This is a genomic window from Streptococcus cristatus, assembly GCF_963529205.1.
Taxonomy (GTDB): Bacteria; Bacillota; Bacilli; order Lactobacillales; family Streptococcaceae; genus Streptococcus; species Streptococcus cristatus_O.
Genome location: NZ_CAURYF010000032.1, coordinates 1 through 21,751, shown reverse-complemented (window position 1 = coordinate 21,751; position 21,751 = coordinate 1). Strand labels below are relative to the sequence as shown.

Genomic DNA, 21,751 nt, shown 5'->3' with positions numbered 1-21,751 from the left:
AAATGGCAGCCTTGACCGATGAAGAATTGCAAGCAAAAACGGTTGAATTTAAGGAACGCTATGCAAATGGTGAAACGCTAGATCAACTTTTGTTTGAAGCATTTGCAGTTGTCCGCGAAGGAGCTAAGCGTGTCTTAGGTCTTTTCCCATATAAGGTTCAGATTATGGGGGGGATTGTCCTTCACCATGGTGATGTGCCAGAAATGCGTACGGGGGAAGGAAAAACCCTGACAGCAACTATGCCTGTTTACCTGAATGCCTTATCTGGTCAAGGAGTTCACGTTGTTACAGTCAATGAATACTTGTCAGAACGTGATGCGACTGAGATGGGTGAACTTTATTCTTGGTTGGGACTTTCTGTTGGTATCAATCTAGCATCTAAGTCACCAATGGAAAAAAGAGAAGCTTATGCTTGTGATATCACCTACTCAACCAACTCTGAAATTGGTTTTGACTACCTGCGCGATAACATGGTGGTTCGGGCTGAAAATATGGTACAGCGTCCGCTGAACTATGCCTTGGTTGACGAGGTGGATTCTATCTTGATTGACGAAGCGCGTACGCCATTGATCGTGTCAGGACCGACAGCTTCTGATACGAATCAGCTTTATTACAGAGCAGATAGCTTTGTGAAAACACTTCAAAAAGATGATTATATCATTGATATCCCATCTAAGACGATTGGTTTGTCAGATTCTGGTATTGATAAGGCTGAAAGTTACTTTAACTTAGAAAATCTATACGACCTTGAGAATGTTGCTTTAACGCACTTTATCGACAATGCCTTACGTGCTAACTATATTATGACCTTAGATGTGGATTATGTTGTGAGCGAAAAGCAGGAAATCCTCATCGTTGACCAATTTACTGGACGTACAATGGAAGGTCGTCGTTTCTCTGATGGACTCCACCAAGCGATTGAAGCAAAAGAAGCTGTGCCTATCCAAGAAGAATCAAAGACATCTGCTTCGATTACCTACCAGAACCTTTTCCGTATGTATAAAAAGCTGTCAGGGATGACAGGGACTGGTAAAACAGAAGAAGAAGAATTCCGTGAAATTTATAATATTCGCGTAATTCCAATTCCAACTAACCGTCCGGTCCAACGTATTGACCATCCAGATTTGCTGTATCCTAGCTTGGAAGCGAAGTTTAAAGCAGTCGTGGAAGACGTCAAGGAACGTTACAAAACAGGTCAACCTGTCTTGGTCGGTACAGTATCGGTTGACACGAGTGACTATCTTTCTCAAAAATTGGTGGCTGCAGGAATTCCTCATGAAGTTCTGAATGCTAAAAACCACTATAAAGAAGCACAGATTATCATGAATGCTGGTCAGCGTGGAGCTATTACCATCGCGACCAATATGGCTGGACGTGGTACCGATATCAAGCTAGGTGAAGGTGTCCGTGAATTGGGTGGACTTTGTGTCATTGGTACAGAGCGCCATGAAAGCCGCCGGATTGATAACCAGCTTCGTGGACGTTCAGGTCGTCAAGGTGATCCAGGCGAATCACAATTCTACCTATCTCTCGAAGACGATTTGATGAAACGTTTCGGTTCAGAGCGTATTAAGGCCTTGCTTGACCGGATGAATTTGAGCGAAGAAGAGTCCGTCATCAAGTCTCGGATGCTGACGCGTCAGGTGGAAGCAGCCCAAAAACGGGTTGAAGGCAATAACTACGATACTCGGAAGCAAGTCCTTCAATATGACGATGTCATGCGTGAACAACGTGAAATTATCTATTCTCAACGCTATGACGTCATCACAGCAGACCGTGATTTGGCTCCAGAAATTCATGCCATGATCCGTCGGACGATTAATCGGATTGTAGATGGCAGCAGCCATTCAGACCATGATGAAAGAATTGAAGCGATTCTGAATTTTGCTAAATATAATCTTGTAGCAGAGGATTCTATCTCAGCTGATGATTTAGAAGGTAAATCCAAGCAAGAAATCAAAGATTACTTGATGGAGCGTGCTTCTGAAGTTTATGACAATCAGATTTCTAAGCTTCGGGATGAAGAAGCAGTCCAAGAGTTCCAAAAAGTGCTGATTCTACGAGTTGTAGATAATAAATGGACAGATCATATCGACGCCTTGGATCAATTGCGTCAGGCTGTGGGACTTCGCGGATATGCTCAGAACAACCCAGTTGTTGAGTATCAGGCAGAAGGTTTCCGGATGTTTAATGACATGATTGGCTCTATCGAGTTTGATGTGACTCGTCTCATGATGAAAGCACAAATTCATGAGCAAGAACGTCCACGTACAGAGCACAGTATCAGCACGACAGCTACTCGCAATATTGCTGCCCAAAACCCAAATCTTCCAAAAAATGTTGATTTATCCTCTGTAAAAAGAAATGATTTATGTCCATGTGGTTCAGGTAAGAAATTTAAAAACTGTCATGGCCGCAAGAAGTAGTTTATAAGGAGAGAAGATGGCCTTTAAAGCAACTAGTCAACCAATCAATGTAGCAGAAGTGCGTCAGCTTGCTAAGTTAGAAGGTTCTATTCTAGCTCGTAAGCAAGAGCGGGATCGCCAACTAGAGGCCATTATCCGCGGTAAGGATGATCGCATCCTTTTGGTTATCGGTCCTTGCTCCTCAGACAATGAAGAAGCTGTCTTGGAATACGCTAAGCGTTTGGCAGCTCTTCAGGAAGAAGTCAAAGATCGGATCTTTATGGTGATGCGGGTTTATACAGCCAAGCCACGAACCAATGGTGATGGCTACAAGGGCTTGATTCACCAGCCTAATGCGACAGCGGCACCTAGCCTAATCAACGGGATTAAGGCGGTACGCAATCTGCATTACCGTGTGATTTCAGAAACTGGAATGACGACGGCTGACGAGATGCTTTATCCAGAAAATCTTCCCCTAGTAGATGATTTGATTTCCTATATGGCGATCGGTGCTCGTTCTGTTGAAGATCAGCAGCACCGGTTTGTAGCCAGTGGAGCGGATTTCCCGACTGGTTTGAAAAATCCAATATCTGGAAATCTAAATGTTATGTTTAATGGCATTTATGCGGCTCAGAACAAGCAGAGCTTCCTCTTTGCAAATCGGGAAGTAGAAACGAGTGGAAATCCTTTGGCTCATGCGATTCTGCGTGGTGCCATCAATGAATATGGGAAGAACATTCCAAACTACTATTATGATAATCTGCTGGATACAATCGCCCAGTATGAAAAAATGGGCTTAGAAAATCCATTTATCATTATTGATACTAATCATGATAACTCTGGCAAGCAGTATTTGGAGCAAGTCCGTATTGTCCGTCAGACTTTGATCAACCGCGACTGGAATGATAAAATCAAGAAGGTTGTTCGTGGCTTTATGATAGAATCTTACTTGGAAGATGGTCGACAAAATGAACCAGAAGTCTTTGGCAAGTCTATTACAGATCCATGCCTAGGCTGGGACAAGACGGTCGAACTCGTCCATGAGATATACGACACACTAGGTAAATAATATGGCATTTATAGCAAAAGGTCAGGAAATTGACATCGAGCAGATCAAGTCTGCAACGATTTTGTCAGACCAAGCTCTACAAAAGAAGAATCAGCGCGATCAGGAATTGGCTGCCATCATCAAGGGAGAAGATCAACGCTTGCTCCTGGTTATCGGCCCCTGCTCATCTGACAATGAAGAGGCGGTGCTGGAGTACGCTCGCCGCTTGGCTGACCTGCAGCAGAAGGTAGCGGATAAGATTTTTATCGTCATGCGGGTCTATACTGCCAAGCCTCGGACTAATGGTGACGGCTATAAAGGGCTCGTTCACCAGCCAGATGCTTCAAAAAGTCCAAGCTTGATCAATGGACTGAAGGCAGTGCGCCAGTTGCATTACCGAGTTATTACTGAGACAGGCTTGACGACTGCTGATGAAATGCTCTATCCTTCTAATCTAGTGCTGGTAGATGATTTGGTCAGTTACCATGCCGTAGGCGCTCGTTCGGTTGAGGACCAAGAACATCGCTTTGTAGCGTCTGGCATTGACGCTCCGGTTGGTATGAAAAATCCAACATCTGGCAATCTTGGAGTCATGTTTAATGCCGTCTATGCTGCTCAAAATAAGCAAATCTTCCTTTATCATGGTCAAGAAATGGAAACTCTAGGTAATCCTTTGGCGCATGTGATTTTGCGAGGTGCTTTAGATGAGTACGGTAAGAACAAGCCTAACTTCTATTACGAAAATCTTCTGGATGTGATCAAACGCTATGAAGAAATGAAACTGTCCAATCCTTTTATCCTGATTGATACCAATCATGACAATTCTGGAAAGCAGTATTTGGAGCAGATCCGGATTATCCGTCAGACTCTGATCAACTGTGCTTGGAATGAGCAAATCAAGAAGGCGGTGCGTGGTTTCATGATTGAATCCTATTTGGAGGATGGACGCCAGAATGAGCCAGAAGTCTTTGGTAAGTCCATTACCGATCCTTGCTTGGGCTGGGACAAGACAGAGAAGCTCATTCAGGAAATCTATGAGACCTTAGAAAAAGAAGCTTAAAAAGAAAGGATTAGTAGGCTTTTGATAAGAGTCTACTAACGAATATAGGCAAGCTCATACTCTATGAAAATCTAATTTTGATGATGTTAAACCTCTTTGATGCATTTCAGTGTCATTCTCATCGGTTTGCCTTGTCGAAATTAGATTTTCTTTCAATCTCCTTGGGAGAAGAGCCTTGTCTTGTATTCTTAATAGAAGTATGATAAGAGGACATGGAATAGATATAGAAGAGATTTCCAGCATTGCTCGGGCCTACGAGAAGAATGAGCGCTTTGCTGAGAAAATCTTGACAGCTCAGGAGTTGGCTCGGTTTGGTTCCTTAAAGGGCAAGCGAAAGCTGGAATATTTGGCAGGCCGCTGGTCAGCTAAAGAAGCTTTTGCCAAGGCTTGGGGAACCGGTATTGGCCCTGTGACTTTTCAAGATTTGGAAATTTTAAATGATGATAAGGGGGCACCTTATTTTAGCAAGTCCCCCTTTGCTGGTTCGGTATGGCTATCAATCAGTCATGCTGGAAATCTGGTGACCGCCAGTGTGATTTTGGAGGAAGACAATGAAAGCTAGTCTACATAGACCCACTAAAGCAGTCATAGACCTGTCTGCTATTGCATTTAATGTTGAGCAAATTGCGGCTCATATTCCCCAGTCGGTCCAGAAGTGGGCAGTAGTCAAGGCCAATGCTTATGGACATGGTGCGGTTCCTGTCTCTCAGTATATTCAGCCGCTTGTAGATGGTTTTTGTGTGTCTAATATTGACGAAGCCCTAGAACTACGAGAAGCTGGCATTGCTAAATCCATTCTTATTTTGGGTGTTTCTTCACTAGAGGCTGTGTCTTTAGCGATCCAGCAACAGATTACCTTGACGGTAGCCAGCCTAGCTTGGCTGGAGGAGCTCTTGAGCCAGCAAGCTAATCTGACCGGCTTGACTGTTCATATCAAGATTGATTCAGGCATGGGACGCATTGGCTTCCGTGATAGTCAAGAAGCCCAGCAAGCAATTAGCCGCTTGCAAGCAGCAGGAGCTGTGGTAGAAGGAATTTTCACTCATTTTGCAACTGCTGATGAAAGAGATGCGAGTCATTTTGTAGCTCAATTAAGTCGCTTTAAAGAGATTTTGAGTGAGTTAGCTTTCTTGCCGCCGATTGTGCATGCTAGTAACTCTGCCACAACTCTTTGGCATAGTGAAACGATTATGAATGCTGTTCGGCTGGGAGATATTATTTACGGGCTGAATCCTAGCGGACGAGTGCTGGACTTGCCTTATGAGGTCAAACCAGCTCTGAGTTTAGAATCTGCCTTGGTTCACGTCAAAGAAATTCAAGCGGGTGCCCATGTCGGCTATGGGGCGACCTATACCAGTGATAGTCAGCAAATCATTGGAACCATTCCTATGGGTTATGCTGATGGCTGGACCCGCGACATGCAGGGCTTTGATGTCTTGATCGATGGTCAGCGCTGTCCAATTGTCGGTCGGGTTTCTATGGATCAGATCACAGTGCGTCTACCTCAAGTCTACCCTTTGGGAACGCAGGTAGTCTTGATTGGTCAGAGCGGCGCCGAGCTTATCACAGCAACGGATGTGGCAGAAGAGCGTGGTACGATCAATTATGAAGTAGTCTGCTTAATCAGCGACAGGGTACCGAGAGAGTATAAAAAGTAAAAGACAATCAAGAAGAGGAAAGGAGACAGGATGAATCTGCATCAGGCTTTGACAGTCCTGCCAGGAGTGGGGCCAAAATCGGCTGAAAAATTTAAAAAATTAGGCCTTGAGAGCCTACAGGATCTCCTGCTCTATTTTCCTTTTCGCTATGAGGACTTTAAGAGCAAGAATTTCCTCGACTTAGAGGATGGGGAAAAGGCGGTCATTTCTGGGATCGTCGCGACTCCAGCTAATGTTCAGTATTATGGCTACAAGCGCAATCGCATGCGTTTTACGATCAAGCAGGGAGAAGTCGCGATTGCAGTCAATTTTTTCAACCAGCCTTATCTGGCAGATAAGATTGAGCTGGGAGCAACGGTGGCTATTTTTGGTAAATGGGATAAGGCCAAGGCTAGTCTAACGGGGATGAAGGTGTTAGCTCAGGTTGAAGACGACTTGCAGCCAGTTTATCGAGTTGCCCAAGGGATTAGTCAGGTCAGTCTAGTTAAACTGATTAAGGCGGCCTTTGACCAAGGTCTAGATCAGTTATTGGAGGAAAATCTTCCCCCGATCCTTCTGGAGCGCTACCAGCTTTTGGGGCGGATTCAAGCCGTGCGTGCCATGCACTTTCCCAAGGATTTGGCGGAATATAAGCAGGCCTTGCGTCGAGTCAAGTTTGAAGAACTTTTTTATTTTCAGATGCAGCTGCAGGTTCTGAAGCATGAGACCAAGGATGTCAGCCAGGGACTGGCTATCCCTTGGCAGGAAAAAATGCTGGCTCAAAAGAAGGCTGCCTTGCCATTTTCTCTGACGGAAGCTCAGGAGCGGAGTCTGGAAGAAATTCTCAGTGATTTGCAGTTGCCTGGCCACATGAACCGCCTCCTGCAGGGAGATGTTGGTAGTGGTAAGACTGTTGTGGCTGGCTTGGCCATGTATGCTGCTTATACGGCAGGCTATCAGTCGGCTTTGATGGTGCCGACAGAAATCTTGGCTGAGCAGCATCTGGACAGCCTGACTCAGCTCTTTCCTGAACTGAATTTGGCTCTCCTAACTGGCGGTATGAAAGCCGCTGAACGCAGAGAGACTTTAGCTGCCATAGAGTCGGGGCAAGTAGATATGGTGGTCGGCACCCATGCCTTGATTCAGGAAGGGGTGGTCTATCATCAACTGGGCTTGGTCATTATTGATGAGCAGCATCGTTTTGGGGTGGACCAGCGTCGGATTTTGCGGGAAAAGGGGAATAATCCAGACGTTCTCATGATGACAGCCACGCCTATTCCTCGGACTTTGGCCATTACCGCTTTTGGTGATATGGATGTCTCTATTATCGACCAGATGCCGGCTGGCCGCAAGCCTATTATTACTCGCTGGGTCAAGCACGAGCAGTTGGAAGTGGTCTTGGACTGGATGAAAAAAGAGCTGGCCAAGGGTGCCCAAGTCTACTTTATTTCTCCCTTGATTGAGGAATCAGAGGCCTTGGACTTGAAAAACGCGATTGCTCTAGAGGAAGAACTCAAGGCCTACTTTGCCAATCAGGCTCAGGTGGCTCTCCTTCACGGCCGCATGAAAAATGACGAAAAAGAAGCCATTATGCAGGACTTCAAGGATGGGAAAACGGATATTCTAGTGTCGACTACAGTCATTGAAGTCGGCGTCAATGTTCCGAATGCGACCATCATGGTTATCATGGATGCTGACCGCTTCGGGCTCAGCCAGCTTCATCAGCTGCGGGGCCGAGTTGGTCGGGGAAATAAGCAGTCTTATGCCGTTCTGGTTGCCAATCCCAAGACGGAGTCTGGGAAGAAACGCATGAAAATTATGACCGAGACAACAGATGGCTTTGTTCTGGCTGAGGAAGACCTCAAGATGCGTGGTTCAGGTGAAATTTTCGGTACCCGTCAGTCTGGTATTCCAGAGTTTCAGGTAGCGGACATCGTGGAGGACTATCCCATTTTAGAAGAAGCGCGCAAGGTAGCCAGCCAAATCGTCGCTAATCCTAGCTGGCGGCAGGATGCCAATTGGCACTTGGTATCCCTGCATCTCGAAAAACGCGATTATCTGGATTAGCGAGATAAAGTTTGGATTTCGTTTAAGCTTTCTGCAAGAAAATTCTAAGCCTTCCTTAAGCTTTGAGGCCTATAATAAAAGCATCAAAAGAAACGAGGTGGCAAAAATGAAAGTAGCAGTTAAAGTAACCTATAAAAAAGAATTCAAACAGATGCGCCGCGTGAACAAGACTTATGGAATTTAATATTTCCAAGTGAAAGATAAAAGAAGATACCTCTGGAAGAAATTCTGGAGGTATTTTGCTATTGGATCAAGGCTTTTTTACAATTTATGTTATAATATAGAATAACTATGATAAAAGGAGCTCAATTATGTTTCCAGATGACAGTTTGACTTTACATACAGACTTATATCAAATCAATATGATGCAGGTTTATTTCAACGAGGGTATCCATAATAAGCGTGCTGTTTTTGAAGTCTATTTTCGCAAGAATCCTTTTAATAATGGCTATGCTGTTTTTGCGGGCTTAGAGAGGATTGTGGCTTATCTGAATGATTTGACATTCAGTCAGACAGATTTGAACTATTTAGCGTCCTTGGGCTATAACGGAGCTTTCTTAGAGTATTTACGTGATTTCAAGATGCAGCTGACCGTGCGTTCTGCTAAAGAAGGAGATTTGGTTTTTGCCAATGAACCGATTGTTCAGGTCGAAGGGCCGCTGGCTCAATGTCAGTTGGTAGAAACGGCGATTTTAAATATTGTGAATTTCCAAACCTTGATTGCGACCAAGGCAGCTCGCATCCGCTCTGTGATCGAAGATGAGCCGTTGATGGAGTTTGGTACCCGTCGTGCTCAGGAAATGGATGCGGCGATTTGGGGAACACGGGCAGCCGTTATCGGCGGAGCCAATGGGACCAGCAATGTTCGGGCAGGCAAGCTCTTTGATATTCCTGTTCTGGGGACGCATGCCCATGCACTTGTGCAGGTTTATGGTAATGATTACGAGGCTTTCAAGGCTTATGGAAGCACTCATCGGGACTGTGTGTTCTTGGTAGACACCTACGATACGCTTCGGATCGGGGTTCCTACGGCCATCCGTGTAGCGCGTGAATTTGGGGATAAAATCAATTTTTTGGGCGTGCGGATCGATTCTGGAGACCTAGCCTATATTTCCAAAAAAGTTCGCCAGCAGTTAGATGAAGCGGGCTTCCCAAATGCTAAAATCTACGCTTCCAATGATTTGGATGAGAATACCATCCTCAACTTAAAAATGCAAAAGGCCAAGATTGATGTCTGGGGCGTGGGAACCAAGCTGATTACCGCTTACGATCAGCCAGCTCTGGGTGCCGTTTACAAAATTGTAGCGATTGAAGATGAGAATGGGCACTTGCGCAACACCATCAAGCTCTCTAACAATGCTGAAAAAGTTTCGACTCCGGGCAAGAAGCAGGTTTGGCGGATTACCAGCCGTGAAAAAGGCAAGTCTGAGGGCGACTACATCACTTATGATGGCGTGGATGTCAATCATCAGGAAGAGCTCGAAATGTTCCATCCGACTTATACTTATATCAATAAAACAGTCAAGAATTTTGATGCAGTGCCGCTCTTAGTAGATATTTATAAAGTAGGTCAGCTCGTTTACGATTTGCCGAGTCTGTCTGAGATTCAGGACTATGCCCGCCGAGAATTTGACAAACTCTGGGACGAGTACAAGCGGGTCCTCAATCCACAAGATTATCCGGTCGACTTGGCGCGTGATATTTGGCAGGACAAGATGGACTTGATTGACCAGATGCGCAAGAAAGCTTACCAGACAGGAGCAGAAAAATGAGCCTACAAGAAGAAATCATCCGTCAACTGGGCGTCAAGCCCGTCATTGACCCAGAGGAAGAAATCCGTAAGACAGTGGACTTTCTCAAGGCCTATCTGAGAAAACATCCTTTTTTGAAAAGCTATGTTCTGGGCATTTCTGGTGGTCAAGACTCAACCTTGGCTGGTCGTTTAGCCCAGCTAGCCGTAGAAGAAATGCGGGCAGAGACAGGAGATGAGAGCTATCGTTTTATCGCTGTCCGCCTGCCTTACGGCGTTCAAGCAGATGAAGATGATGCCCAAAAGGCTCTGGCTTTCATCCAGCCTGATCTCAGTCTGACAGTCAATATTAAGGAATCCGCTGATGCCATGACAGCTGCTGTGGAGGCAACAGGTGCCAAAGTCTCTGACTTTAACAAGGGCAATATTAAGGCCCGCAGCCGCATGATTGCCCAGTATGCTTTGGCTGGTTCATATAGCGGAGCTGTCATTGGGACCGACCATGCAGCAGAAAATGTTACAGCCTTTTTCACCAAGTTCGGAGATGGCGGAGCAGATATTGTGCCCCTTTATCGTCTCAATAAACGCCAAGGTAAACAGCTTTTGATTGCTTTGGGTGCCGATCCAGCTCTTTATGAGAAGGTTCCGACGGCTGATTTGGAAGAAGAAAAACCTGGGATTGCGGATGAAGTTGCTCTGGGCGTGACTTACAATGAAATTGACGATTATCTTGAAGGCAAGTCCGTTTCAGCCAAAGCCCAGGAAACTATCGAGTCTTGGTGGCATAAAGGCCAGCACAAACGCCATTTGCCAATTACAATTTTTGATGAATTTTGGAAGTGAAAATCTCGATCGAAACTTTTTAGTCTGAGCCAAGAAATGAGGAAGTTATGGAAAAGACAGGTACACAGTCTATTGAAACCAAACGCCTTTTGCTAAGACCTTTTCTGGAATCGGATGCTCAAGCTATGTATGACAATTGGGCTTCTCGTCCGGATAATTTGCTGCATGTGACTTGGGATGCTCATGAGAGTCCTGATGTTACCCAACAGTCTATTGCTCGCTGGGTTGAGAATTATCAAAACATGGATTTTTACAAGTGGGCCATCTGCCTGAAGGAAAAACCTGAACAAGTGATTGGTGATATTAGTGTGGTAGATAGAGATGAAGCAGTCAATGCTTGCGAGGTCGGTTATATTTTAAGTAAAGACTATTGGGGGCAAGGGCTGATGACAGAAGCTTTGAAAGCTGTTCTAAACTATCTCTTGCAAGATGCAGGATTCAATCGTGTCACAGCAAGATTTGTAACAGCCAATCCAGCTTCGGGGCGTGTTATGACTAAAGCTGGCATGAGCTACGAAGGTACTTTCCGTCAGGCTATATTTCATAAAGGACAAGTCAAAGATTTTTCCGTCTATGGGATCCTAAAATCAGATTTAAAAAGAAAAAGTTAGGCTTGCCTAACTTTTTTACTTGCGCTCTTTTTTTAAAGTTCTATAATAGATGTATAATGACAAGGAGGATTCTATGAATTCATTAAAACAAGATTTTACAGATAAGTTGTACGCTGCTTATGAGGCCAATCCCAAGTATGCGGCAATGGAAAATGCTATTAGCCACAATGGTCTTTTGATTTCTTTAGAAAAACGGACTGCTGCTGTAGAAAATGCACCTGTTTTCTCACTAGATCTTACCAAAGATAAGGTCAGTGACCAGAAAGCGTCTGGCCGCTGTTGGATGTTTGCAGCTCTCAATACCTTCCGCCACAAGATGATTGCAGGTTTCCAATTGGAAGATTTTGAGCTGTCTCAGGCTCATACCTTCTTTTGGGATAAATATGAAAAATCCAACTGGTTCTTAGAGCAGGTTTTGGCAACGGCTGACCAAGAATTGACTAGCCGCAAGGTTAAGTTTCTCCTAGATACGCCTCAGCAGGATGGCGGTCAGTGGGATATGGTCGTGGCGCTTTTTGAGAAATACGGCGTCGTGCCTAAGTCAGTCTATCCAGAGTCAATTTCTTCTAGCAATAGCCGTGAGCTCAATCAGATTCTCAATAAACTCTTGCGTCAGGATGCGCAAATCTTGCGCGAACTGGCCCTGAGTGGTGCAGATGAAGCTAGTCTACAAGCCAAGAAAGAAGCTTTGTTGCAGGAAATTTTCAACTTCCTAGCAATGTCGCTGGGCTTACCTCCTCGGAAGTTTGACTTTGCTTATCGGGACAAGGACGGCAACTACCATAGGGAAGCTGATTTGACTCCGCAGGCCTTTTACCAAAAATATGTAGACCTCAAGCTAGATGACTATGTGTCTATTATCAATGCGCCAACTGCTGATAAACCTTATGGCAAGTCTTACACGGTCGAAATGTTGGGCAATGTAGTCGGCAGTAAACCTGTTCGCTATTTGAATGTAGAAATGAATCGGCTCAAGGAATTGGCTATTGCACAGATGCAGGCTGGTGAGACCGTTTGGTTTGGCTCTGATGTGGGTCAATCCAGCAATCGCAAGGCTGGTATCATGGAAGCAGGTATGCATGATTTAACCTCTAGCATGGATATCCAATTGACCCAAGATAAAGCAGGTCGTCTTGATTACAGCGAAAGCCTCATGACCCATGCCATGGTACTGGCTGGAGTGGACTTGGATGAAAAGGGTCAAGCTAAAAAATGGAAAGTAGAAAATTCTTGGGGAGAAAAGGTTGGTGATAAGGGATACTTTGTCGCTAGCGATGCTTGGATGGATGAGTATACTTACCAAATCGTAGTCAGAAAAGAATTATTGACTCCAGAAGAGTTGGCAGCCTACAATGCTGATCCAATTGTCCTAGCACCGTGGGATCCAATGGGAGCTCTTGCTAATGGCGAAATAATTTGATAGGATGAGCAATTGCAGAAAGCTATTGATTTATTTAAACATAAAAAAGATTGGATTTCTAAAATCCAATCTTTTTTAGTTTAACGATGTTCAGTTCCTTGGTTAGAACTAGTTGAGCTGCTGGTTGTTCCAGAACTTATTGAACTTGTTTGGGAACTAGAGTTGGTACTACTATGTTCTTCGCTAGATTCGCTCGTACTTTGACTTGAAGATTCTGAGCTTGACTCAGAAGTGGAGCTTGAAGATGATTGGGTATAAGCGCGGCTGTAAGTAGAAGTACCATTGAGATAGAGATAGGATCCGCTACGGAAAAGTCCGCTTGGTGGTGTCCAGTCTTCATTGCTATAGCCTGTCAGATAGAGCATCATAGAGCGGTAAACATCGGTTGCTACCTTAACTCCATCGTCTAAAACAGGAGTGAGGCGATTTGAGTAACCAGTCCAAACAGCCATAGAGTATTGTGGAGTGTAGCCAACAAATAGCTCGTCTGGTGTCACAATGCTAGAACTGTAATAAGGTTTTGTCAACTTCTCTAGCTCATCATCTGCATAGTTGGAAGTACCAGTTTTACCTGCTTGATAGACTCCTGGAATTGCAGCATTGGTACCAGTTCCAGACTGAAGAACTGTCTTCATCATGTCTGTCATCATGTAGGCTGTCGTTTCTTTCATGGCTTTTGAACCACCATTTGAAAAGACTTTTTCTGTACCGTCGCTAAAGACAACTCGGTTTACATATTGTGGTTTGTAATATGTACCGCCATTAGCAAAGGCAGCGTAGGCAGCAGCCATTTTTTCGCTACTTGCTCCGTATTGGTTACCAGATTCGCTTGTATTACTTGAAATCGCATTAGAATAATGCATTTCAGGATAATTAATGCCAAGGCCATTGAGGAATTTCAATGAATTATCTAATCCGACTGCTTCCAGCGATTTGACGGCTGGTACGTTACGGGATTCTTGGATAGCGTATTGGATAGTAATCCAGCCATAATAGCGTTTATCCCAGTTATAGACAGGAGTAGAGGTTCCAGGGAAATAGTAAGGAGCATCTTGGATTGAGGCAGCGGTGGAAGTGAAAACATTGTATTCCAAGGCTGGGGCATAATCAGTGATTGGTTTCATGGTAGAACCCCAGTCGCGATTCGTTTCGACTGCTTGGTTGGTACCAAAAGAAACGTTGGAAGACTGATGGCGAGCACCCAGTTGGGCAATGACTTTCCCGTTGGTAACATCCATAACGGTTGATGCCACTTGCAGTTCATCATCTGGATAAGCAACATATTCTTCCGTGTTGTAAATATCCCACAATTTTTTCTGTGCTTCGGTATTAACGTTGGTATAAACTTCCATACCAGTCGTAAGGACATTGTAGCCAGTTTCTTCTTCGACTTGCTCAATAACTTCTTTCAAGTAGTTATCCATATAGGCAGGATAGCTAGCTGAATTTTTCAAGCTCTGTAAGCCATCGGTCACTGGTGTATTGATAGCTTGTTCGTATTGTTCTGGTGAGATGTACTTGAGTTCATACATTTCAGATAATACGAGATTACGACGCTGAGTGGCAGCTTCTGGATTTGTGTAAGGGTCATATTGGTTAGGAGCCTGAGGCATTCCTGCAAGCAGGGCAATCTGAGGAAGGGTCAAATCTTTCAAATCTTTGCCATAGTAACTTTGGGAAGCTGTTTGCATCCCGTAATTTCCATTGGACATATAGACTTTATTGACATAGTAGGTCAGGATTTCTTGCTTGGTAGCCTTTCGCTCAAGTTGAGTTGCCAGCCATGCTTCTTGGATTTTCCGAGAAAGGGTAGCATCCGCTGAGGAAGTGGAGAAATAAGTCAACTTGATCAACTGCTGGGTTAAGGTAGATCCCCCTTGACGTCCGCCTCCTTTCAGATTGCTTAGGAAGGCTCCTCCTATCCGAATGAAATCAACCCCACGGTGATTAAAGAAGCGGTGGTCCTCAATCGCAACGATAGCATCTACCAGCTGTGTAGGGATCTGGTCTGTTGACGCATTGACTCGCTTTTCAGAACCGAGGTCCGCAATCAGATTGTTATCGCTATCGTAAATCTTACTTGAAGTAGTTGCGACAAGGTCCTTCTCAGAGAGGGTAGGAGACTTGGCAACATAGTATGTGAAGACAAAAACGCCAGTCACAACTCCAATGATAAAGAGAGATAAGAGGGCAGTTGCAAGATATTTTAAGGCCTGCAAAAGGGTTTGTTTATTCATTTGTGATACCACCTAGTAGTTTTTGTTCGATAATTTCAAGGTAAGGGATGCTTGGAAATTGCTTTGTTTCGATTAAAAATCCATGTTCTTGAATGTAAGACAAAGGAAGGGATTTTCCACCTTTATCCATCTTATAAAATGTAATGAGATAAGATGCCGGAAGTAGATAAGTCTCCCGCAAGCTAGAGAAGTGCAGTAAGACAAAGCAGATTCCTTTTTGCTGAAGGACAGCCTCCATATGTTCAATCTGGTGTAGATGGAAATTCTTCAGAGGCATGGCTGTTTTTTGCCGTGTTTCCTTGGCTTCAAAATCAATATAATGTCCCTTAAAGACACCAGAATAATCAGTCGTGGATGCCTGTCGAAAATAGGCCTCCACAATCTTTGCACGACTGCGTTGAGGATAATCCACTTTGACAATCTGAATGGGTGTCGGCTTCTTATGAATGACAGCGAGCCCCCTACTCAAATAGTAGTTGTTGGATTCGTTGATCATCTTCTCAAAAGACATCCCACGATTGGCAAAGTTAACAGTCGTCTTTGAACCTGGATGGGCTAGTTTACTTTTTATCTTTAGCTTGTGAGGGTAGTTGACCATAAAACTCCTTATTGGTACAATAACATCACCCTATTATATCATAAAAATATTTTTTGAGGGAGAATAAATGACAAGTCTATTAATTGTAGGTTACAAGGCTTTTGAACTTGGCATTATGAATGAAAAAGACATGCGGATCAAGATCATCAAAGAGGCGGTCAGACGGGATTTGCGGCGCCTGCTGGATGAAGGATTGGAGTGGCTCATCTTTACGGGAAATCTAGGTTTTGAAACTTGGGTTTTGGAGGTCGCTCGGGAATTGAGAGAAGATTATAATTTCAAGATTGCTACGATTTTTCTTTTTGAAGATCAAGGAAAGAATTGGAATGAAGCAAATCAGGCTAAACTAGCGGATTTTAAACAAGTAGATTTTGTCAAATATGCTTATCCTAGCTATCAAAATCCGAGTCAGTTTCGTGAGTATAATCAATTTTTGCTTCAAAATACGGATGGAGCTTATCTGTTTTACGATGAGGAAAATGAGACCAATCTTAAATATCTTTACAGGGAGATGAAGAATCAAGAACAGTATTTTATCAAAAAATTAACATTTGATGATTTGAATGAGGTTGCAGAAATTTTTTCGGAAAAGTAGGGTATAAATCTTGCTTTTTATAGGTGATTTCGTATATAATTGGATATGATAAACTAGATTGGAGTGAGAGCATGGCGAGTATTATTTATACAGCAAAAGATATTTTTGATCAAGACTTTAAGCGTGAAGTGCGAGGATATAGCAAGGCTGAAGTGGATGAATTTTTAGATGATGTAATCAAGGATTATGAAACTTATGCCGCTTTGGTAAAGGAGTTACGTGAGGAGATTGCCCTTCTGAAGGAACAAGTATCGAATCAAGAAACTGCTACTCCTTCAACGCCTAGTCAGCCAGCTCAACCAACAATTGAGATGCCACAGATGGGAACAGCGACTAACTTCGATATTTTGAAACGCTTAAGCCGTTTGGAAAAGGAAGTTTTTGGCAAGCAAATTCTGGACAGCGAAGAGCAATAATGTTGCAGAGTGCAATTTTTGGATAATCGCGTGAAGATTTAATATTTTCATGAGGAAAGTCCATGCTAGCACCGGCTGTGATGCTGGTAGTGTTTGTGCTAGGCGAAACAATAAGCCTAGGGACGGAGCAATCCGTTACGGCGACTGAAAAGGCTAAGTCTTTAGATAGGTCTGAATAGGTCTGAAAGTGCCACAGTGACGTAGTTCTTCTGGAAACAGAAGAAGTGGAACGCGGTAAACCCCTCAAGCTAGCAACCCAAACTTTGGTCGGGGCACGGAATGCGTGGAAACGAACATAGCATTCTGACTGGAAACAGTAGACAGATGATTATCGAAGGAGATGGTACCTAGTCATTTCTGGAACAAAACATGGCTTATAGAAAATTGCACATAGGTTAGCTAGCGTATGCTAGCTTTTTGATTAAGATATAGAGCCCCTTGGACAGAATTGAGCTGAAGGGATAAAATGAGGAAAGTAAGGCTTTTCTCAAGAGGATCGTCAAGCGAGAGTATTCTGCTTTCTAGCTGAGGCTAGTTTTTAACGGCGTGGCCAAGCGGATAGTGATAGAGTAAGAAAGAATGAAAGAAAGATTTAATTTAATTGCTACTGCAGCAGCAGGTCTAGAAGCTGTGGTTGGCCGTGAGATTCGGGATTTGGGTCTAGATTGTCAGGTTGAAAATGGCCGTGTTCGCTTTAGTGGCGATATTGCTACCATCATTCAAACCAATCTCTGGCTGCGCTCAGCAGATCGGATTAAGATTGTTGTGGGAATATTTCCAGCTAAAACATTTGAAGATCTTTTTCAAGGTGTCTTTGCTTTGGACTGGGAAAATTATCTACCCTTAGGTGCCAAATTCCCCATTTCTAAAGCCAAATGCGTCAAGTCAAAACTTCATAATGAGCCCAGTGTTCAAGCCATTTCAAAAAAAGCAGTTGTAAAAAAACTGCAAAAGCATTATGCTCGTCCAGAAGGTGTCCCTTTGCAGGAAAATGGAGCAGAATTTAAGATTGAAGTTTCCATTTTGAAAGATTTAGTGACGGTCATGATTGATACCAGTGGTTCTAGCTTGTTCAAGCGTGGCTATCGGACAGAAAAAGGCGGGGCACCAATCAAGGAAAATATGGCAGCCGCGATTTTGCTTTTGTCGAACTGGTATCCGGACAAACCCTTGATTGACCCGACTTGCGGATCAGGAACCTTCTGTATCGAAGCGGCTATGATTGGGATGAAGATGGCCCCAGGTTTGCACCGATCCTTTGCTTTTGAAGACTGGAATTGGGTAGACAAGGACTTGGTGCGTCAGCTTCGGGCAGAAGCTCTGGCTCAGATCGACCAAGACATCCAACTGGATATTTCAGGTTCTGACTTGGATGCTCGTCTGGTAGAGATTGCCAAGAAAAATGCGGAAGAAGCGGGCGTTGCTGACCAGATTCAATTTAAGCAAATGCGTCTGCAAGACCTTCATACGGACAAGATCAATGGTGTCATTATTTCCAATCCGCCTTATGGTGAGCGTTTGTTGGACGATGATGCGGTAACCAAGCTTTATCAAGAAATGGGACAAACCTTTGCTCCTTTGAAGACATGGAGTAAATTTATCTTGACCAGTGATGAGGCCTTTGAAGCCAAATATGGCAGTCAGGCGGATAAAAAGCGAAAACTTTACAATGGTACTTTAAAAGTTGATTTATATCAATACTTTGGCCAAAGGGTCAAAAGACAACTGGATTAGAAAGGAAATGCTGTGAGCAAAGAAGAAAAGATGCCAACAGAGCAAGAAGCAAAAGAAACCGTTCTGGACTTAGAAGATGCGAAAGAAATGACGGTCGGTCAGGCTGCTCGGAAAAACGAGGAAGTCGAAGCAGGTGTGACTGAAGGAGACAATATCCTTGATAAATACATCAAGCAACACCGAGATGAAATCGAAGCAGGGAAATTTGAAACCCAAAAGCTGAGAATCATGGAAGAGCTGGCACAACAAAAAGAAGCTTTGATACAAGAAACCATCAAACAGCTTAAGAGTCAGTCTCAGGCGAAGGAAAATACTGCCAATGTGGCAGCACCTTCGGTGCAGCCAGTGAAAGCAGGAACTGCAAATTCAGCAAACGTAGAGGCTGCAAAGGCTGCACAACCAGCGCTAACAGTTGCAGCTGAAGCACCAATTATCCCAGCAACAAAGCCGATATCAAAGCCAGTTCCGACAGTGTTTGAAGATGAGGACGAGCCTGAGACAAAGCCTTTCTACAAGAAGAAAGTCTTCCTATACTCAGCCTTAGGTCTTGTGGCACTTGCCGCTGGAACGACATGGTATTTTCATCAAGGTTGGGGGAGTCACAAGTCGACAACTGGTTCCAGTTCGACAGTTTCTTCTAGCAAAAAGAAATCTGCAAGTTCTAGCGAAGCTAAGAAAGAGGCTGCTAAAGAATTTGAAGACCTTTATGCTAGCTTCTTTACGGATAGTAGTCAGACAGCTATCAAAAATGACAAATTTGGTGATTTGGACAAGTTGAAGGCTAAGTTGGATGTCTTGACTGGTAGCTCAGAATATACAGCTGCTAAGAAGAAATATGATGATCTTGTTAAGCAAATTTCAGCGATCCAAAGTGTCAATTCGCAATTCAATACGGGTGCCGTTGTTGACGGTCTCTTGAAGACGGATGCCCAAGTGAAAGAAAACGCTAATCTTCCAGATGTATCGACAGGCAATAACAAGTTAGATGAAGTCTTGAAGGCGGCTATTGCTCAAGGACGCAGTCAGCAGCTACCAGCACCAGCGCCTAGTCCGACAGTGGAACCGTCAGTGCCTTCTACAGCACCAGCAGCCCCATCAACGCCGCCAACTGTTAATCCAGCGCCTAGTGATCCTAGTGGCATTAGAAATGCAGAAACTGGTATCGGACTACCAAGTACAGGAGTCAACCTCCAGCGTCACCTTAGCCGTGTACCCTACAATCAAGCAGCTATCGATGATGTCAATAATCCTGCTTGGACCTTCAATCCAGGTGTCTTGGAAACAATCCTCAAGGTGTCTCGTGAGCGTGGCTACATCACAGGAGACCAGTTCATCCTTGAAAAAGTTAACATTGTCAAGGGGAATGGCTACTACAATCTCTATAAACCAGATGGTACTTATCTATTTAGTATGAACTGTAAGACAGGGTACTTTGTAGGGAATGGAGCTGGGTATGCAGAAGATTTAGATTATTAATCATCTTTCTCACTAATCCATTCAAAATATATAAAAAAGTTAGACGGATCTGAGCCAAGTATCTTGGGTCAGCCGTCTAGCTTTTTTTGTATAAATAGTTACTTATTGTTGATTCCTATAATAATCTATAGTTTAAATCTCTAGGTTAATATAGATAGTTTAAAATAGCTTGATTTATCAAGCTTATTTTAAATAAATAAAGATTTCAATAGATTGAATTCTTGTTTTATTTCTGTTAAAATACTATCTGGAGCATTAGGACACCTAACATAAAAATGTAAAAAAGTGTGTATTTTTGCTTATAAACTATAGCATGCAATGAGTCAGTTTCTTTGCTAATGGTCATGAGATTAACAAAGGCTGGCATGTTGAAAAAGGAAAGGAAAACGATGTTTCGAAGTAAGAAATATAACAAGGATTTCGAGATTATTGACGAAAAAAAGCGGTACAAGCTCTATAAGTCTGGGAAAAATTGGGTAAAAGCTTCAAATTCTCAACTCGATCTTTTTCGTATCGGTGGAATGGGAGAAGTTGTCTCAAACAACTTGTCAGATACAGAAGAGCTTGATCACGATCATCTGAGCCTCAATACTCTTGCAGGTCTGGGAGGGATATTAGCCGCTGGGGCAGCGGGGCTAATGGTGACTCAGGAGCAGTCTGTCTATGCAGATGAAATATCTGAATCTACTGATAAAGCAGTTATTTCAGCTGAAGTCAAGGACAATGAGGAAGCTGCAGAAGCAAGTACAAATTCGATCATTGCTCAAGCGCAAGCAGAAATGCGAAAAGCAAAAGCAGAACAGGCTTCTGAGTTGGCCTCTGTTTCAGTTAGTCAGTCAGTCAGTGATTCTGTCTCTACAAGTGAGTCAGTCTCTCTTAGTATCTCGACTAGCCAGTCTGTTAGTCAATCGCTCAGCCAATCAGTTTCCGCTAGTAATTCAACTTCTATCAGCCAGTCTGTATCTGCTAGCAATTCAGTCTTGACTAGCAAATCAGCGAGTACTGCGCCTGCTGCAAAAGTATCAGAGAGCAAAGCGCCCGCTAAGCTAGAAAGTGCTAACAATACAACTTCTCTAGAGCAGGATAAAGTGCTAACTAGCGCGTCAGTAGCTGATGCTTCCGTCTCAGCTTCTAATTCTGTCTCACTGGACGTCAGAGTCAATGTTGCTGATAGCTTTGTCTCATCTGGTGCGGGACAAAGTTTAGCTAGCGCTACTTTGAGCAATAGCCAAGCCCTAGCAACCAGCAATAACCTGGCCGCTGGTGTGCTAGCGGATAAGAACCAAGCCCAAGGCAAGGATGCGCTCAAACAAGCTGAGAAGAGTCAAACGGTAGATAAGAACGTGACCACTTCACCAAAAGAGCCTGTCAGTGCTTCTGCTAGTGCCAGTCAATCAACAAGTGGATCGAATGTTTCTGTAGTGTCAAGTTTGTCTGTTGAACAGAGTGGATCGACGACAGCAATTGACCAGCAACCTTCTACTTCAAAAGAAGCAAAGAACCTTGAAATTGACTCAGCTGAATTAAAAATAACTGAAATTACTGGTAAGAATAGTGTTAGTGGAGTTCAATCAACTTCTGTCACAACTAGCTTAATTGAAGCTGCTGCGGTTGCATTAGCATCTTCAGAAGTCACTGCTAAACAACAAGAAGAAAACCGTAGGAAGTTGACCAATCTTTCAGCTGAAATAGGTGACTATCTAGCAAAAGCAGTTGGTTTGCCAAATACGGATTCAGCTCTTGTTAAGGCCAATGCAGCGCTAACAGAAATTGAAAAGGCCCTTGCTGATCCGACTAGTGATTTAACAACAGTAGTGCAAAAAGCTACTTTAGCACGTAATTCGATTATTAATG

At 43.7% G+C, this 21,751-nt stretch carries 17 protein-coding genes and 1 other RNA gene; 16 read left to right on the top strand and 2 right to left on the bottom strand.

Annotated elements, in window-relative coordinates; genetic code table 11:
* From secA to pepC, 10 genes are all read left to right on the top strand, one after another.
* On the top strand, positions 1 to 2,426 hold a 2,426-nt coding region (secA, locus tag RWS39_RS07725), incomplete at its 5' end, for a preprotein translocase subunit SecA (protein WP_314482123.1).
* Between the two features lie 16 nt (positions 2,427 to 2,442).
* Positions 2,443 to 3,474 (top strand): 3-deoxy-7-phosphoheptulonate synthase, encoded by a 1,032-nt coding sequence (locus RWS39_RS07720; RefSeq protein WP_314482121.1) that lies wholly within the window; start codon positions 2,443 to 2,445, stop codon positions 3,472 to 3,474.
* A gap of 1 nt (position 3,475) precedes the next feature.
* Complete coding sequence (locus RWS39_RS07715; RefSeq protein ID WP_314482119.1) at positions 3,476 to 4,513, top strand: 3-deoxy-7-phosphoheptulonate synthase; 1,038 nt, start codon at positions 3,476 to 3,478, stop codon at positions 4,511 to 4,513.
* Between the two features lie 199 nt (positions 4,514 to 4,712).
* The gene (acpS, locus tag RWS39_RS07710; RefSeq protein WP_314482117.1) at positions 4,713 to 5,075 is read left to right on the top strand and encodes a holo-ACP synthase; all 363 of its coding nucleotides are present in this window, start codon (positions 4,713 to 4,715) and stop codon (positions 5,073 to 5,075) included.
* Positions 5,065 to 6,171, top strand: a complete 1,107-nt coding sequence (gene alr / locus RWS39_RS07705) for an alanine racemase (RefSeq protein ID WP_285875645.1) — start codon at positions 5,065 to 5,067, stop codon at positions 6,169 to 6,171. Before acpS ends, alr begins: the two co-directional genes overlap by 11 nt.
* 6 nt (positions 6,172 to 6,177) lie before the next feature.
* Positions 6,178 to 8,217 carry an ATP-dependent DNA helicase RecG gene (gene recG, locus RWS39_RS07700; RefSeq protein ID WP_314482125.1) on the top strand — a complete coding sequence of 680 codons (2,040 nt, stop codon included), beginning with the start codon at positions 6,178 to 6,180 and terminating at the stop codon, positions 8,215 to 8,217.
* 311 nt (positions 8,218 to 8,528) lie between these two features.
* Positions 8,529 to 9,989: a nicotinate phosphoribosyltransferase gene (locus tag RWS39_RS07695; RefSeq protein ID WP_314482115.1), complete on the top strand. Its 1,461-nt coding sequence runs from the start codon at positions 8,529 to 8,531 to the stop codon at positions 9,987 to 9,989.
* The gene (gene nadE / locus RWS39_RS07690) at positions 9,986 to 10,810 is read left to right on the top strand and encodes an ammonia-dependent NAD(+) synthetase (RefSeq protein WP_314482114.1); all 825 of its coding nucleotides are present in this window, start codon (positions 9,986 to 9,988) and stop codon (positions 10,808 to 10,810) included. The genes RWS39_RS07695 and nadE overlap by 4 nt, the downstream gene beginning before the upstream one ends.
* Before the next feature lie 47 nt (positions 10,811 to 10,857).
* Positions 10,858 to 11,421 (top strand): GNAT family N-acetyltransferase, encoded by a 564-nt coding sequence (locus RWS39_RS07685; protein WP_125390779.1) that lies wholly within the window; start codon positions 10,858 to 10,860, stop codon positions 11,419 to 11,421.
* A gap of 73 nt (positions 11,422 to 11,494) precedes the next feature.
* Positions 11,495 to 12,841 (top strand): aminopeptidase C, encoded by a 1,347-nt coding sequence (pepC, locus tag RWS39_RS07680; protein ID WP_314482112.1) that lies wholly within the window; start codon positions 11,495 to 11,497, stop codon positions 12,839 to 12,841.
* An 80-nt stretch (positions 12,842 to 12,921) separates the two neighbouring features.
* On the opposite strand, the gene pbp1a is transcribed toward pepC, so the two are convergent.
* Both pbp1a and recU read right to left on the bottom strand, forming a co-directional pair.
* Positions 12,922 to 15,078: a penicillin-binding protein PBP1A gene (gene pbp1a, locus RWS39_RS07675; RefSeq protein ID WP_314482110.1), complete on the bottom strand. Its 2,157-nt coding sequence runs from the start codon at positions 15,076 to 15,078 to the stop codon at positions 12,922 to 12,924.
* Positions 15,071 to 15,676: a Holliday junction resolvase RecU gene (recU, locus tag RWS39_RS07670; RefSeq protein ID WP_045498594.1), complete on the bottom strand. Its 606-nt coding sequence runs from the start codon at positions 15,674 to 15,676 to the stop codon at positions 15,071 to 15,073. The genes pbp1a and recU overlap by 8 nt, the downstream gene beginning before the upstream one ends.
* A gap of 67 nt (positions 15,677 to 15,743) precedes the next feature.
* On the opposite strand from recU, the gene RWS39_RS07665 reads away from it, so the two are divergent.
* The 6 genes from RWS39_RS07665 to RWS39_RS07640 form a co-directional block, all read left to right on the top strand.
* Complete coding sequence (locus tag RWS39_RS07665) at positions 15,744 to 16,271, top strand: SLOG family protein (protein WP_314482109.1); 528 nt, start codon at positions 15,744 to 15,746, stop codon at positions 16,269 to 16,271.
* A 71-nt stretch (positions 16,272 to 16,342) separates the two neighbouring features.
* Positions 16,343 to 16,687 (top strand): cell division regulator GpsB, encoded by a 345-nt coding sequence (gene gpsB / locus RWS39_RS07660; protein WP_062005712.1) that lies wholly within the window; start codon positions 16,343 to 16,345, stop codon positions 16,685 to 16,687.
* Between the two features lie 14 nt (positions 16,688 to 16,701).
* Positions 16,702 to 17,069, top strand: an RNA gene (gene rnpB / locus RWS39_RS07655) — RNase P RNA component class B.
* 197 nt (positions 17,070 to 17,266) lie between these two features.
* Entirely contained in the window at positions 17,267 to 18,421 is a 1,155-nt protein-coding gene (locus tag RWS39_RS07650) for a THUMP domain-containing class I SAM-dependent RNA methyltransferase (RefSeq protein ID WP_314482108.1), read from the top strand.
* A gap of 12 nt (positions 18,422 to 18,433) precedes the next feature.
* Positions 18,434 to 19,897: a cell division site-positioning protein MapZ family protein gene (locus RWS39_RS07645; RefSeq protein ID WP_314482106.1), complete on the top strand. Its 1,464-nt coding sequence runs from the start codon at positions 18,434 to 18,436 to the stop codon at positions 19,895 to 19,897.
* Between the two features lie 389 nt (positions 19,898 to 20,286).
* Positions 20,287 to 21,751: KxYKxGKxW signal peptide domain-containing protein (locus tag RWS39_RS07640; RefSeq protein WP_314482104.1), on the top strand; the 1,465-nt coding region annotated here is incomplete at its 3' end.